This is a genomic window from Methylobacterium sp. BI1, assembly GCF_056680125.1.
Genome location: NZ_CM155267.1, coordinates 2,006,527 through 2,019,519 on the forward strand (window position 1 = coordinate 2,006,527; position 12,993 = coordinate 2,019,519).

General features: G+C 66.7%; 13 protein-coding genes and 1 pseudogene. 4 read left to right on the forward strand and 10 right to left on the reverse strand.

Translation table 11 applies throughout. From position 1 onward, the window contains the following. Window positions 1-4: 4 nt before the first annotated feature. The 4 genes from AC1MGR_RS09390 to AC1MGR_RS09405 form a co-directional block, all read right to left on the reverse strand. Window positions 5-199: a hypothetical protein gene (locus AC1MGR_RS09390; protein WP_056213650.1), complete on the reverse strand. Its 195-nt coding sequence runs from the start codon at window positions 197-199 to the stop codon at window positions 5-7. 132 nt (window positions 200-331) lie between these two features. Then, the gene (locus AC1MGR_RS09395) at window positions 332-1,723 is read right to left on the reverse strand and encodes an ATP-binding protein (RefSeq protein WP_480234405.1); all 1,392 of its coding nucleotides are present in this window, start codon (window positions 1,721-1,723) and stop codon (window positions 332-334) included. 4 nt (window positions 1,724-1,727) lie between these two features. Beyond that, entirely contained in the window at window positions 1,728-2,450 is a 723-nt protein-coding gene (locus AC1MGR_RS09400) for a response regulator (RefSeq protein WP_108036705.1), read from the reverse strand. Continuing rightward, complete coding sequence (locus tag AC1MGR_RS09405) at window positions 2,450-2,959, reverse strand: MarR family winged helix-turn-helix transcriptional regulator (RefSeq protein ID WP_480234406.1); 510 nt, start codon at window positions 2,957-2,959, stop codon at window positions 2,450-2,452. Before AC1MGR_RS09405 ends, AC1MGR_RS09400 begins: the two co-directional genes overlap by 1 nt. A 289-nt stretch (window positions 2,960-3,248) precedes the next feature. Here AC1MGR_RS09405 and AC1MGR_RS09410 point away from each other — a divergent pair, with 289 nt between their 5' ends. The 4 genes and pseudogenes from AC1MGR_RS09410 to AC1MGR_RS09425 form a co-directional block, all read left to right on the forward strand. After that, window positions 3,249-3,551, forward strand: a complete 303-nt coding sequence (locus tag AC1MGR_RS09410; RefSeq protein ID WP_480234407.1) for a DUF3072 domain-containing protein — start codon at window positions 3,249-3,251, stop codon at window positions 3,549-3,551. A 196-nt stretch (window positions 3,552-3,747) separates the two neighbouring features. Continuing rightward, complete coding sequence (locus AC1MGR_RS09415) at window positions 3,748-3,981, forward strand: Flp family type IVb pilin (RefSeq protein ID WP_480234408.1); 234 nt, start codon at window positions 3,748-3,750, stop codon at window positions 3,979-3,981. Between the two features lie 1,207 nt (window positions 3,982-5,188). Beyond that, window positions 5,189-5,872 carry a Hint domain-containing protein gene (locus tag AC1MGR_RS09420; protein WP_480234409.1) on the forward strand — a complete coding sequence of 228 codons (684 nt, stop codon included), beginning with the start codon at window positions 5,189-5,191 and terminating at the stop codon, window positions 5,870-5,872. A gap of 573 nt (window positions 5,873-6,445) precedes the next feature. Beyond that, window positions 6,446-6,604, forward strand: a pseudogene (locus AC1MGR_RS09425) (Hint domain-containing protein); the annotation flags it as partial. On the opposite strand, the gene AC1MGR_RS09430 reads toward AC1MGR_RS09425, so the two are convergent. The 6 genes from AC1MGR_RS09430 to AC1MGR_RS09455 form a co-directional block, all read right to left on the reverse strand. Further along, a complete protein-coding gene (locus AC1MGR_RS09430) occupies window positions 6,595-7,620 on the reverse strand; it encodes a PLP-dependent cysteine synthase family protein (RefSeq protein WP_480234410.1) in 1,026 nt (341 codons plus the stop codon). The pseudogene AC1MGR_RS09425 and the gene AC1MGR_RS09430 sit on opposite strands and share 10 nt — an antisense overlap. Further along, on the reverse strand, window positions 7,617-8,213 hold the full coding sequence (locus tag AC1MGR_RS09435; protein ID WP_480234411.1) for a LysE family translocator: 597 nt from the start codon (window positions 8,211-8,213) through the stop codon (window positions 7,617-7,619). Before AC1MGR_RS09435 ends, AC1MGR_RS09430 begins: the two co-directional genes overlap by 4 nt. A 174-nt stretch (window positions 8,214-8,387) precedes the next feature. Beyond that, on the reverse strand, window positions 8,388-9,500 hold the full coding sequence (locus AC1MGR_RS09440; protein WP_480234412.1) for a TlpA family protein disulfide reductase: 1,113 nt from the start codon (window positions 9,498-9,500) through the stop codon (window positions 8,388-8,390). Window positions 9,501-9,695: 195 nt separating this feature from the next. Continuing rightward, window positions 9,696-10,151, reverse strand: coding sequence for a hypothetical protein (locus AC1MGR_RS09445; protein WP_480234413.1), 456 nt, complete (start codon window positions 10,149-10,151; stop codon window positions 9,696-9,698). A gap of 119 nt (window positions 10,152-10,270) precedes the next feature. Further along, window positions 10,271-11,443, reverse strand: a complete 1,173-nt coding sequence (locus AC1MGR_RS09450) for a M16 family metallopeptidase (RefSeq protein WP_480234414.1) — start codon at window positions 11,441-11,443, stop codon at window positions 10,271-10,273. Between the two features lie 157 nt (window positions 11,444-11,600). Continuing rightward, on the reverse strand, window positions 11,601-12,920 hold the full coding sequence (locus AC1MGR_RS09455) for a M16 family metallopeptidase (RefSeq protein WP_480234415.1): 1,320 nt from the start codon (window positions 12,918-12,920) through the stop codon (window positions 11,601-11,603). Window positions 12,921-12,993: the final 73 nt, after the last annotated feature.

Genomic DNA, 12,993 nt, shown 5'->3' on the forward strand with positions numbered 1-12,993 from the left:
GCGCTCAGCCCTCGCTGCGCGCGGCCAAGCGGCTCGCGGCGAAGCAGAGGCCGCCGGCGACGATGAAGAGCACCACGAAGGTCTTCACGGTGGCGTAGAACAGCGCCGGCTCGATGCCCGCATCCGTGTAGAGCACGGCGCAGATGGCGGTGATCGGCAGGAGCAGGAGGATCAGAAGGGGGGTCAGCGGGCTGTTCATGGGCGGGTCTCTCAACTTCTGTCGGACCCGGTTCACCGGTCCCTGTGGCGTTTGCTGCGCCCCTCATAGCATCGCCCCGCACCCGGCGCCAAGCTGGATCGGCCACGCTTTCCTGCGGTCGATGAGCCCGGATCAGGCCGGGATCCGCACCGTGGCGCGCAGGCCCCCGAGCGGGCTGTCATGCAGGCTGACATCGCCGCCATGGGCCCGGGCGATGTCGCGGGCGATGGAGAGCCCCAGGCCGGAGCCGCCCGCGTCCTGGCGCGCGTCGTCGAGGCGCACGAAGGGCTTGAACACCTCCTCGCGCTGGTCGGGCGGGATGCCCGGGCCGTCGTCGTCGATGGAGACCAGGAAGGCGCGCGCCTCGCGCCGGCCCGTGATCGCGACGGTCTCGCCGTAGCGGGCCGCGTTGGCCGCGAGGTTGAAGAGGCAGCGTCGCATGGCGTCGGGCCGCAGGGTCAGCTGCGGATGGTCCTCGAGTTCCACCGCCTCCACGTGAGCGCCGAGACGCTCGACGTCGGTGCGCAGGTCCTCCAGCAGCGCGCGCATGTCGGTGGGCACCGCCACCTCGCCCGAATCGCCGCGGGCGAAGGCGAGGTAGGCCTCCAGCATCCGGCTCATCTCGTCGACGTCGCGCTGCAGGTCCTCGACCTCGGGGGTCTGCTCGACCAGGGCGAGGGAGAGCTTGAACCGCGTGATGATGGTGCGCAGGTCGTGGCTGACCCCGTTGAGCATCGTCGTGCGCTGCTCCATCGCCCGCTCGATGCGCCGCTTCATCTCGATGAAGGCGTGGCCGGCCTGGCGGACCTCGCGGGCGCCGCGGGGCCGGAACTCGATCTCGCGGCCCTTGCCGAAGCTCTCGGCCACGGCGGCGAGCCGCAGGATCGGCTTGATCTGGTTGCGCAGGAACAGGATCGCGACGCCGAGCAGGACCAGGGACGAGCCGCTCATCCAGAGCAGGAAGATGTGCGAGTTCGAGGCATAGGCCATGCTGCGCCGGGCGGTGACGCGCATCACCCCATCGGGAATCGCGACGCGGATCTCGATCAGGCTGGAGCGGCCCACGGTGTCGATCCAGTAGGGCCGGCGGATCTGGCGCCGGATCTCCTCGGACAGGGCCTCGTCCAGGATCGAGAAGAACGGCCGCGGCCCGGCCGGGGGGAGCTTGGCCCCCTTCAGGATGTCGACGTCGAGGTTGAGCCGGTCGTTGGCGATCCGGGTCAGGGTCTCGGAATCCTTGTCCTGCGGATAGCTCTCGTAGATGTCGATCAGCGCCGCGACGTCGGCGGTGACGGCGGAGGACAGGCGGCGCGTCACGAGCTGCCAGTGGCGCTCCATGAAGGTGTAGGCGATCACCGACTGGAGCAGCACCACCGGCGCGATGATGATGATCAGCGAGCGTGCATAGAGGCCCTTGGGCAGGACGTCGCCGATGGCGCGGCTGACGATCCGCCAGATCCGACCGGGCCGGGGCAGGGCGGCGAGGCGCGTCGCCGTGCGCTGGAGGAGGCCGGTGGCCGCCATGGGCTCAATCGACCGCGAGGCGGTAACCGACGCCCCGCACCGTCTGCAGGAACAGGGGATTGGCCGGATCGACCTCGGTCTTGCGGCGCAGGCGGTTGATCTGCACGTCGATGCTGCGCTCGGCGGCGAGCCCTCCGCTGCCGGCCAGGGCCTCGCGCTCGACGTTGCCGCCGGCGGCCTGGGCCAGGATGGTAAGGATCTCGCGCTCGCGCTCGGTGATCCGAATCAGCTCGTCCTCGCGGCGCAGTTCACCCCGGTCGATGCGGTAGGCGAAGGGGCCGAAGGTCACGGTGTCGTGGCTCTGGGCGCGCCCGCCGGCCTCGCTGCGCCGCTTGATGATGTTCGACAGGCGCAGGATCAGTTCGCGCGGCTCGAAGGGTTTCGGCAGGTAGTCGTCGGCGCCGATCTCCAGGCCCATGACCCGGTCGTTGGGGTTCGAGCGGGCGGTCAGCATCAGGATCGGCACGCGCGAGGTCTGCCGCACCTCGCGGGCGTAGTCGAAGCCGCTCTCGCCGGGCATCATCACGTCGAGCACCAGGGCATCGAAGACGAAGCACTGCGCCTTGGTGCGGGCCTCCGGCACGTTCCCGGCGGCGGTGACGCGAAAGCCCTGCTCGTAGAGGAAGCGCGACAGCAGCTCCCGCACCCGGCGATCGTCGTCGACCACCAGGATGTGCGGTGCATGATCGGGGAGGTCTGCGGTCGGGCGCGTCCCGGGCGTGGCCATCAGGCAGCCTTGCCGGTGCGCCGGGACATCAGGCGCTGAACGGCCGCGCGCGCGTCCGGCTCGATCATCCCGAAGAGGAAGCTCTCGGCGGAGAGGGGCGCCTCGCCGCCGCGCTCAGACGCCGCGAGGGCGCGGGCCACCCGTCGGCTCTGGACCCGCATGAGGTCGCCGGCGAGGTCCGCCCCGGCTGAGGTACAGTACAGCAGCCGCTGGCGCCGGTCGCTGGTGCCGGTCTTCTGCGCGATGTAGCCCTGCTCGATCAAATCCTTCAGCACCCGATTCAGGCTCTGCTTGGTGATGCGCAGGATATCCAGGAGTTCGGCGATCGTAAGACCCGGATAGCGGTCGACGAAGTGCAGCACCCGGTGATGGGCCCGGCCGAAGCCGTACTGGGCCAGGATGCGGTCGGGATCGCCGACGAAATCCCGATAGGCGAAAAAGAGGAGCTCGATGAGGTCGTCGCCGGAACCGGAGGACGGCAGCGCCGCATCGGCGTCGGCATCTCGCATCGCGTGGGCAGTCACGTCTCGGACGACCTCGATTTACGTCAGTGATGTTGACATGTTCCAGCCCCGACGCGACCCGTCAAGCCTCGGACTGCCACGACGGGTGACGGCCGACCGAGCCATGTCTCCGCCGACCGTCCCGGCCGGACCCAGCAGCCGTCTTCCGATCCGAAGATCGCGAACCCGTGAGACATTTGACCACGGGATCACCGGCCTTCGCCAATGCGCGCGCAGGAACCGCGTCCGGAGGCCCGCGTTCACTAGAACATTTCGTGAACCGAAGGAATTCCACATGGCCGGCACCCAGGCGAGCAAGACCCAGGCGAAGTCCGAGACCTCGAAGCCCCAGACCTCGAAGTCCCAGACCTCGAAATCCGACGAGAATCCCAAGACCGATCCGAAGGACGTCTCGAACCAGATCAAGGATCCGAGCGAGTGGACCACCGGCGGCGAGCCGATGACCGGCGCCCAGGCCTCCTACCTCAAGACCCTGTCCGAAGAGGCGAAGGACCCCGAGGCGTTCGATCCCGATCTCGACAAGGCCGAGGCATCCCAGCGGATCGACGCCCTGCGCAAGGGATCCGGCAAGGCCTGAGCGTAGCGCGAGCGGCTTCCGGCCCGGGTTGGCAATCCGAGAGGATCGGACGGACCTGACCAAAGACCCGGGGGCTGCCGCTCCCGGGTCGACGCGGACATTCCTCTCCGAACGTCGACAATCCGTTTAAGTCCTCCGCAAGGAAGATAGCGTACCGTCCCCCTCGATCGACGTCCGCGAAAGATATCCTGGGGCCATGACCGAACTGGATCTCGAACACGCCAGGGGTCTGTGCGGATCTCCGGCGCGGCACGATCGTCAGATCCTGATCCGCCGCTTTCTCAGCGACACGTCCGGCTCGACGGCCCTCGAGTACGGCCTGATCATGGCTCTCGTCTTCCTGGCGATCGTGACGGCGATGCGGTTCTTCGCCGACCAGACGACCGCGATGTACAATTACATCGGCGCCGCCCTCAACCGCTCATCCTGACTCGGCCGCCAGAGCATCGAGCGCCCACGCGAAAGACCCCCCGGCGAACGAGACTTGGTGTCGGCCGAGGGAGTCTTGTCCACGCTCACCACTGTGGGTGTCAGCGTGATCCTGGAACTGACCCCCGGGACGAACAATCCAAAAAGCCGGATGCGGGTGGTGAACGCTATCCGCGGAACCGATGATCCGATCATACGAGGGCTTCGCGCGTCGAACGGACTGGGTCGTCTTCGGCGAAGAGGGCCGCAGATCCGAGATTCGGCGGCCGGGAGATCCGCCCCCCTCGATCCGTGTGGGCAGGAACAGAGATCTCGTCCATCCGCGCCTCGCAGGCTTCGGATCAACGACAACACGGACTGATTGACATCTGTGTACGCCGCCGTCGGTTTGTCCGACGTGTTGATCGAGCCAACAAACGGCGCGCAGCCCCGATCGACATAGATCATCAACCTCGTCTTGGGCGTGACCAGAGGCAGAGATCGGGAGTTCACCCTCGTCTGCCCCCCGCATCTTTGAGGCCGAGGCAGCGATCACCGAGCCGCTTCGGCGCCCGGAATAGATCCGCCGAAAAAAATAGGCGTGCCAGCGTGTGAAGTTTCGAATGCCGTCCCACAGGCGTTTGAGAAGCACCAGATCGCAGGAGACGACGCCTTCTCAACTTGCCGTTCCCCGCGCTCGCAGAGGCCTAATCGAAAGCCTTTAAACGAGCCGACATCATAACAAACCAGCCCTATACAGCAGATATGACCAATATTCGACAAAAGCTCTGATGGTTTTCCTAGAATCTGGAGCAAAAGGCGAAAGACATCTAAAGTCAATTCTCATACGGAGCACGAAGATGTCATCTGGTCCGAGTCCATCGATTCATTACACGACTCTCGTCGAACTTAGACCCTCCCCCGACGGCGGATTTCTATCCAGCGGCGGTGCACCGGAAGCAGGCGGCTATACACTGTCGGAAGCTGCAAGCACTGGCCCAGGCGACAATATCGGCGTGCTTGGGGATACACCGCAGGAGCGTGTCAATCTTATTCAGCCCGATGGTTCGGCGTATCCAAAAAATCTATTTTACTACGGAAAAATTACCAACGGCGACGCCATCGTAAGCTTTCCAGCCGACGAACCTTCAAAGCCCGCCGGGACGCAGGTCTATCTTCTTCTCACGAACGGCACCTACAAATTCAACGATGAATTTCCGGCTTCGTCTGTGAGCCAATCCTCCCTTGTACTCTGCTTCGGGTCTGGCACTCACATCCTGACGACGCGGGGCGAAGTCACCGTCGAGGATCTGCGGATCGGCGACACCGCCATCACCGCCTCCGGCCAGCCCCGCACCATCACCTGGACCGGTCATCGCACCCTCAGCGCCGATACAGCCCTGCCCGTCGACAAGGCCCCCGTCCGCATCCGCGCCGGCGCCTTCGGCTACGGACGGCCCACCCGCGACCTGCTCCTCTCCCCCGGCCATCCCGTCCTCGTCGGCGCCGATGCCGACGGACAGGGTGGCGTGCTCCTGCCGGTCATGACCCTGGTCAACGGCACCACCATCGCCCGCACCCGCATGGCGAGCGTCACCTACTGGCACGTCGAGCTCGATACCCACGACATCCTCCTGGCCGAGGGCCTGGCCGCCGAGAGCTTCCTCGATTTCGGATGCCGGCCCTTCTTCGAAGAGGCCTCGGACCACGCGCTGCACAACCCGGACTTCGTCCCGCCGGGCCTGTCGGCCCGATGCCGGCCCGTCGCGCTCGACGGTCCCCTGGTCGAGGCCGAGCGGCACCGCCTCGCGGCTGTCTTCGCCCAAAACCTAGTCGATGACTGCGCCTGGAGCAATGACGCAAGCCACTTCGCTTTCGCAGCCGGATTAGGCCCAAGATCTCGCGACCGATGACTCCGCGAAACACTCGGCGACACTTGGACACCGATCAACAGCCCGTCACGCCACGGTCGGTGTCCAAGTGCGATCAGTGCGCCACTTCAGCGGAACTCGAAGATCTAAGACAGAATCTGTAGATCGCTCGCAGGCGCGCACTGCAGAAGCTGCATGAGCGCATTTGTGTGAAGCAAATGTGCCTCGTTTCACTCCTCGAACTACGATCTCGGTGAGGATCATATCATGGCATCGACCAAAACATTTTCACACGTTTATAGCTTGAGCGCACTCGATGGATCGTCCGGCTTTGGCTTCATCAACCCGTTGATCGCTTCAGGAGGCACGCCCGGCACCTTCGTTCTTAGCGATCTTCCCTCTAGTGATGGCTCCAACGATCCCAACGTCCTGGGAGACGTTTCCAACGACAAGATGCAAACTGTAGAGACCACAGACTCCGTAACAAAGACGTTCACCAATCGGGTCTATTTCGGTCAGCTCAAAGACTCGACCGGCGTCGTCGTTCGTGTATCAGGTGCGAGAGGCGACTCCTACTCCCTGTATTCGGACGATATTTATGATCCCTCGACACCGATGACGGTCCTGCCCGATGCCTTCGTGCTCTGCTTCGGGTCTGGCACTCACATCCTGACGACGCGGGGCGAAGTCACCGTCGAGGATCTGCGGATCGGCGACACCGCCATCACCGCCTCCGGCCAGCCCCGCACCATCACCTGGACCGGTCATCGCACCCTCAGCGCCGATACAGCCCTGCCCGTCGACACCATGCCGGAAACGATCCGCGCCACCGCCCACATGTTCGTGCCCGTGGAGGCTCCGCAAGAGCGGCCGATCCGTTCGGAGAGGACGCGCGCAGCGGCGAGGCTCGCCACGTCCGCAACCGCCTCGCTGCGGTCGATCAGATCCGGCAGGAACGACGACTCGCACCGTGCCCGCCCGATGCCTTCGACGATCGACGCGCACCCTTCGAGGGTTCGAACAGACCGGTCGGCGAGGTGGCGGTGGAAGACCGAAGCCTCCGGATCGGCGAGGCAAAGCTGGGTTGCGAGGCGTCGATAGCGGATGAATCGGCCGATGGTGGCGGAGGTGGCGCCCGTGCCGGCGCCCACTACCACCCAGGCCGGGATCGGATGGGTCTCACGCGCCATCTGGGCGAAGATCGACTCGGCGATGTTGTTGTTGCCGCGCCAGTCCGTAGCCCGCTCGGCGAAGGTGAACTGGTCCATGTAGTGGCCGCGATGAGCGGCGGCGAGCCGCTCGGCCTCGCCGTAGGCCGCACCTGCGCTCTCCACGAAGTGGGAGCGTCCGCCATAGCGGGCGATCTGGGCCACTTTCTCCGCGGAGGTGGCGCGCGGCATCACAGCGATGAACGGCAATCCGAGCAGTTGCGCAAAGTAGGCCTCGCTGACCGCGGTGGACCCGCTCGAAGCCTCGACGATCGTGGTGTCCGGACCAATGCGACCGCTGCAAAGAGCGTAGAGGAACAGCGAGCGAGCCAAGCGATGCTTCAGACTACCGGTCGGGTGCGTGGACTCATCCTTGATATAGAAGTTGATCCCGGGACAGGTGGGCAGCGGTACGCGGACCAAGTGCGTATCTGCAGATCGATTGACATCGGCCTCGATCGTCTCGATGGCGCGCGCGACCCAGGCCCGTGTCTGCAGACCTGCCCGTGTCTGCAGGCCTGACGGGGGCACGACGCCTACAGGGGACGCCCCGGGACTTGGTTCCTTGGTGATCCGGCTCATGCGAGCCGTCCGGTGGCCTGCGCGACACCCACTCCGATGAGGAGCAGACCCGTCGCGCGCCGGATCAGGCGGTCGGCCGTCCGGCGCAGCAGGCGTCCAGCGCTGACCCAGGTGACGGCCGCGACCAGGGAGAGCACGCAGAACGTCGCCTGCAAGAGGGCGAGTTGTGGCATCACGGGCTCATCTGCGTCGACGAACTGAGGCAGCAGGGCACAGAAGAAGATGATGCCCTTGGGATTGAAGGCCGTGACCAGGAAGACGCTGACGAACGGGCGGCGATTCTGGGGCGTCGGTGCCGCCCGGACCGAACGTCTTTCGAACAGGGTCGAGAAGCCGAGGCCGATCAGGTAAAGCGCCGCCACGATCTTAAAAACCGTGAGGAAATTGGAGGAGGCGGCGAGCAGCGCGCCTAATCCGAAATTGCAAATGGTCAGCGCGAAGGTGTCGCCCAGAACGGCCCCCCCGACGACGAAGGGGAGGGCGCTGCGATCTGGCTGGGCGGCGTATCGGAGGATGATGAGGGCGGTTGGGCCCGGGAGCGCCAGCGCGACGGTGGATGCGGCCACGAAGGCGAGCCAAGTCTGGACAGTCATGCGAGGAACCGGAAGCGTGGGAAACCGATGCACGGTGCAGCGGCTGACGACGACGGCCCGCTGCGGCCTGCCGGGGAAGGCGGCTCGCACCGGGCGGGATGGTTTCCGCCGCGCAGCGTCGTCCGAGACGAGCACAAGAGCACGGAGGCGGTGGGAAAAGGATCGGCGCGGCTGTCAGGGACCGGCGAGACGGCAGCTGTCGCCGTCGCAGACCATCGCTGGAGGTGGAGCGTCGATCGCGGGCGCAGCCGCACGGCAGCGTTCCTGGAGCGCTGCGAGACCCGCTTTCGTGTCTTCACCCATATCGAGCGCCTCTGCAGCCTCCCAGGCGGTCTTGGCGTAGGCGGCGGCGTCCTCGGGACGGCCGGCCGTGAGCAGTGCCTTCGCGTAGGCCTCCGCGAGGCGTCCCCGCAGTCTTTGATTCGGCTCACTCCCGACCAGCGACCAGACCCGGTCCAGAGCCTCGATCGCCAGGGCTGCCACGGGAACGGACATCGGCTCCTTCAGAGCTTCGCCCTGCTGCGTCAGGGCGAGCCCCATCTTGAAGAGCATGTTGATGTCATCCGAGCCGACTTCGGTGACGAGGTGACGTCCGTAGGTCAGGGCCGCCTCGCTGCCGACCGCCAATTGCTTGAATTTTCCGAAGCCGAACGTCCTCTCCAGGGCCGGCTCGTCCGCAAAGGCTTTGTCGTAGACCCGCAAGATGGCGTCCCGGTCGCCCGTATCGGCGCAGGCGCGCACCGCCCGCTCCAGAGCTCGGGCTTCACGGACCTTGTCCTGCAGCAGCTGTTTCCGGTGCGCTTCGGCGGACGCCGCGAGATCCCAGCGTCCTTCGACCACCGCGGCGAGCGGCGCATCCAGCTCCATCGGATGCCCGATCCAGGCGATGTGACCCGTGCCATCGACGATGAAGGCCGTCGGCACCCCCTGCTGATAGGCCGCGTCGCACCAAGCAGCGCGCATCAGGCTGCGGCCGATCTCCTGATCGGGCCGGCGGTCGACGGCAATCCGGTAGCCGATCCGGTCGTCCCAGTCGCGCACGAAGTCCTGCACCGTTTCCAGTTCCGTCCAGCCGACGGCGATCCCGAGGATCAGCACGGCCGGATGGTGCGCCTGAAGTTCCGTCAGGTGCGGAATGCTGGCTGCGCAGGGGCCGCACCACGTTGCCCAGAATTCGATTACGTGGACGCGGCCCGGAGCGAAGCCCGTGATCGGCTCGCCTTTCAGAAACGTCTCGACTGCTATGGCAGGAGCGGGATCGCCGACGAGCAGCTCGGAAGAGGACATAGGTGACTACCTGTTCTGGCCGCTATGGCGAGCGGGACTTGGCCGCGTGGGACTTGGCCGCGTGGAACTTGGCCGCGTGGAACTTGGCCGCTCAAGGCTCGGCCGCGTGAGCTTGGCCGCGTAGGGCTCGGCCGTTCCGGTCCGATGCCGGATCCGCGGAGGCGGACCGGCCCATGCCCACGGCAATGCGAAGCGTTACTTGCGCGGCGGCCGCCCGGTGGGTTCTGCCTCCACCAGCGGCGGCACCACCGAGGGAGGTGACGAGGCCGCGGATACGACGCCCTGGGGACCGGTCAACGGAAGCAAAACCGCGTTGACGGGTGCGAGGGCCGCGTCGAAAACGTGAATGCCCTCGGTGATGGGTCCTACAATTCCACCGACCGGGGCGAAGATGTAGGCGAGGAGATCGGGTCCGACCGCGGTGTCCGGCCGCGGCGGCTTCTGCCCCGGCGGGTCGAAGCCCCGCGGCCCCGGAGCGGCGGCCGCAGGATCGGCCAGGAGGGTGGCACTCGCGGCGCCGTCCCGCCCCTTAGCGAGCGGGGCCGCGCCGGGTGCGGCCGGTAGGGTCGTCCCGCCCGGAAGCGGTTGCGCCTCGGCGGTGAATGGTGCCCCGAGGATCAGCCCCAGGCTCAGCACGACGATGGATCTCATGTCCCGTCCCTCCAGATCGGGCGACGGTGCCGCCCGAATATCCCCACGAAGAAAATCGAGCTCCGCTGCCCCTAAGCGGAGACCCGCCGGGTTTGCGGGCTCGGGATACGCCGGCGCGCTCACAGCCCGGACGGATCTCCGGCAATCGCCACCAGCAGGCGACCGTCGCCGATGAGGCGCGCCGCGGCGCGTTGCGCGTCCTCGGCGGTCACGGTGGCGACGCGCGCGTTCTGGGTGTCCAGCCAGTCCAGAGGGCGCCCGTCGAGCTGCAATCCCAGCAACAGGGCGGAAATGGCCGACGAAGTGTCGAGGCGCAGCTTGGACGAGCCGATCAGATAGCCCTTGCTCCGCTCCAGTTCGTCGGGTTCGAGACCGTCGCGGGACAGGCGGAGAAGCTCCGCCTCGATGACGCCGAGCGCCTCGGCGGCGCGATCGTTCCGGGTGGCCGTTCTCCCCACCAGGGTCGAGGCGCCATCGGCCATTTGCAGCGCTGTGGCCATCGCGTAGCAGAGCCCTCGCTTTTTCCGGACCTCGCCAAACAAACGCGAGGACATGTCCCCGCCCAGGGAGTGGTTGACCACGGTGGCGGCAGCGAAGTCCGGGTCCTGGCGGGAGAGGCCGGGCCGTCCGAAGCGGATCGTCGATTGCGGCAGCTCGAGCCGGGTGACGATTCGCTCGCCGAGCCCCTGCAGGACGGTCGCCGGCGTCTGCACAGGCGACCCCGTCGGAAGTTCGAGGAAGGCGCGATCCAGTGCAAGGCCGAGGGCCTCCGGACCGATCGCACCGACCACGGCGACCCGCAGGTTCTTGCGCGTCATCATCCGCGTCTGTAGCGCCGCGAGATCCGCATGCGCGATTAGCGGAAGGCTGTCGAGATCTCCACCGGTGGGCCTGCCATAGGGATGACCCGCGAAGCCGCGCGCGGCAAAGGTCCGGTTCACGACGGGATCCGGCCGGTTAAGGCCGGTGCGGATATCCGACTCCATCGCACTTCGAACCCGCACGATATCGTCCTCGGCCAGACGCGGATCGCGCAGGGCGAGGCCCAGCAGCTCGAAGGCGGCCTCCGTCTCACGGGCGAGCGTCTTGAGTTCGCCGCGCAGGCTGTCGCTCCAGACCGAGAAGGATAATTGGATCGCACGGTCGGCGAGGGCCTCGCGGAACGCGCCGCCGTCCAACGATCCGGCGCCCTCGGTGAGCAGGTTGGCGAGCATCCGGGCTGTCCCACCCCGGCCGGTTGGATCGAGCGCCGGTCCGCCGCGGAACCCGAACTGCATCGACAGGATCGGCACCGTATGGTCCTCGAGGAACCAGGCCTCGATGCCCCCGGGGCTTCGGAGAACCCGCACACGGGTGGCGAGGGACGTGCCAACGGGGTTCGGCGGGATCGAGGAGTCGAGCTTGCCGGCAGGCGTGACGTGAATCGTCATGACGAGAGACCTTTTCCGGTCAGGCAGCTTGAGAACGGATGAGATGGCCGGAGACGCCGCCTGGCCGCTCCAGAAGGGTAAGGGCCTGCCGGAGCGCGTCGGCGTCGACCGCCTCGATGCGGGCCTGCCACGTCGCGAGATCGGCGAGTGTGGAGCCGCAGCACAGGGCCATGCCGTACCAGTTGGCGAGGCTCACCTGGCTGTCGCGGGCGTACAGGGCGCTGGCGACGAGCTGCGTCTTGGCGCGCGCGATAGCCGACTCCTCGAACCCCGAGCCCCGCAGCGCGTCGAATAGCGCATCGATCGCGCGGTCGAGATCCTCGGGGGTGGTTCCGAACGCGGGTGACCCCTGGATGTAGAAGCGCGAAGGGCCACGGAAGTAGGAAGACCAGTAGGAGGCCTCGACGCGGGTTGCACAGGTCTGTGCGACCACGAGCTGCGTATGGAAGATCGAGGTGGTGCCGCCGCCGAGCAGGAAGGCGAGGACTTCCAGGGCTTCCGCTTGGCCCGGGGCCGCATCAACGGGCGAGGGGACCCGGTGCAGCCGTGTCAGTTGCGGGTCGCCGACGGTGGTCTCGGCCAGGGTGATCTGTCGGTGGGCACGGCTCGGTGGATCCTGCAGGTGCCGGCGCTCGGGAGGCGCGCCCGACGCCGGGATCACACCGTAGATCTTGGCGGCGAGGTCCTGCACCGCCTCAGGTTCGGCATCGCCGGCTACGACGAGGAGCGCGTTTTCAGGCGTGTAGAAGCGCCGATAATAGGCCAGGGTATCGTCCCGGGTCAGACCGGCGATCTCGTGACGCCAGCCGATGATCGGGCGACCCGACGGATGGGTCGGGCTTGCACTGATCGCCAGCGCCTCTCCGAGGAGTCCCGCGGGATTGGCGTCCGCGACCATGGAACGCTCCTCGAGGACGACACCCCGCTCGGTGCTCACGATGGACTCTTCGAGGACGAGGTTGCGCATGCGATCGGCCTCGTAGGCCATGCAGGTCGCGAGGTACTCGTTGGGGATGCGCTGGTGGTAGGCGGTGAAGTCCCAACCCGTGAAAGCATTCTCCTCGGCGCCCAGCGCCGCGAGAGTGTCGCTGAAGGTACCGGCGGGATACCGCTCGGTGCCCTTGAACATCAGGTGTTCGAGGAAATGGGCCAGTCCGGACTTGCCGGGCGGATCGTCCGTCGAGCCGTTGCGGTACCAGACCATGTGGGTGACGATCGGGCTGCGGCGATCCGGGATGACGACGACCTGCATCCCGTTCTCGAGCCTGAACTCCGAGACGGCGATGGCCGTGTCCGGCGCCGCCGGAGCGGGCGGAAGAGGGGCCGAATTCGAAGGCATGGCGGCTCGTTTCGTGTTCAGAATGGGGGCTGGGCGAAGGACCGGATCTTGCGATCCGATCCCGGGCCGAGGC

Coding starts and splice junctions, on each gene's coding strand:
- AC1MGR_RS09405 (WP_480234406.1), bottom strand. CDS start 2,959: ATGCGAGATGCCGACGCCGATGCGGCGCTGCCGTCCTCCGGTTCCGGC.
- AC1MGR_RS09440 (WP_480234412.1), bottom strand. CDS start 9,500: ATGTCCTCTTCCGAGCTGCTCGTCGGCGATCCCGCTCCTGCCATAGCA.
- AC1MGR_RS09430 (WP_480234410.1), bottom strand. CDS start 7,620: ATGAGCCGGATCACCAAGGAACCAAGTCCCGGGGCGTCCCCTGTAGGC.
- AC1MGR_RS09390 (WP_056213650.1), bottom strand. CDS start 199: ATGAACAGCCCGCTGACCCCCCTTCTGATCCTCCTGCTCCTGCCGATC.
- AC1MGR_RS09410 (WP_480234407.1), top strand. CDS start 3,249: ATGGCCGGCACCCAGGCGAGCAAGACCCAGGCGAAGTCCGAGACCTCG.
- AC1MGR_RS09400 (WP_108036705.1), bottom strand. CDS start 2,450: ATGGCCACGCCCGGGACGCGCCCGACCGCAGACCTCCCCGATCATGCA.
- AC1MGR_RS09415 (WP_480234408.1), top strand. CDS start 3,748: ATGACCGAACTGGATCTCGAACACGCCAGGGGTCTGTGCGGATCTCCG.
- AC1MGR_RS09435 (WP_480234411.1), bottom strand. CDS start 8,213: ATGACTGTCCAGACTTGGCTCGCCTTCGTGGCCGCATCCACCGTCGCG.
- AC1MGR_RS09445 (WP_480234413.1), bottom strand. CDS start 10,151: ATGAGATCCATCGTCGTGCTGAGCCTGGGGCTGATCCTCGGGGCACCA.
- AC1MGR_RS09455 (WP_480234415.1), bottom strand. CDS start 12,920: ATGCCTTCGAATTCGGCCCCTCTTCCGCCCGCTCCGGCGGCGCCGGAC.
- AC1MGR_RS09395 (WP_480234405.1), bottom strand. CDS start 1,723: ATGGCGGCCACCGGCCTCCTCCAGCGCACGGCGACGCGCCTCGCCGCC.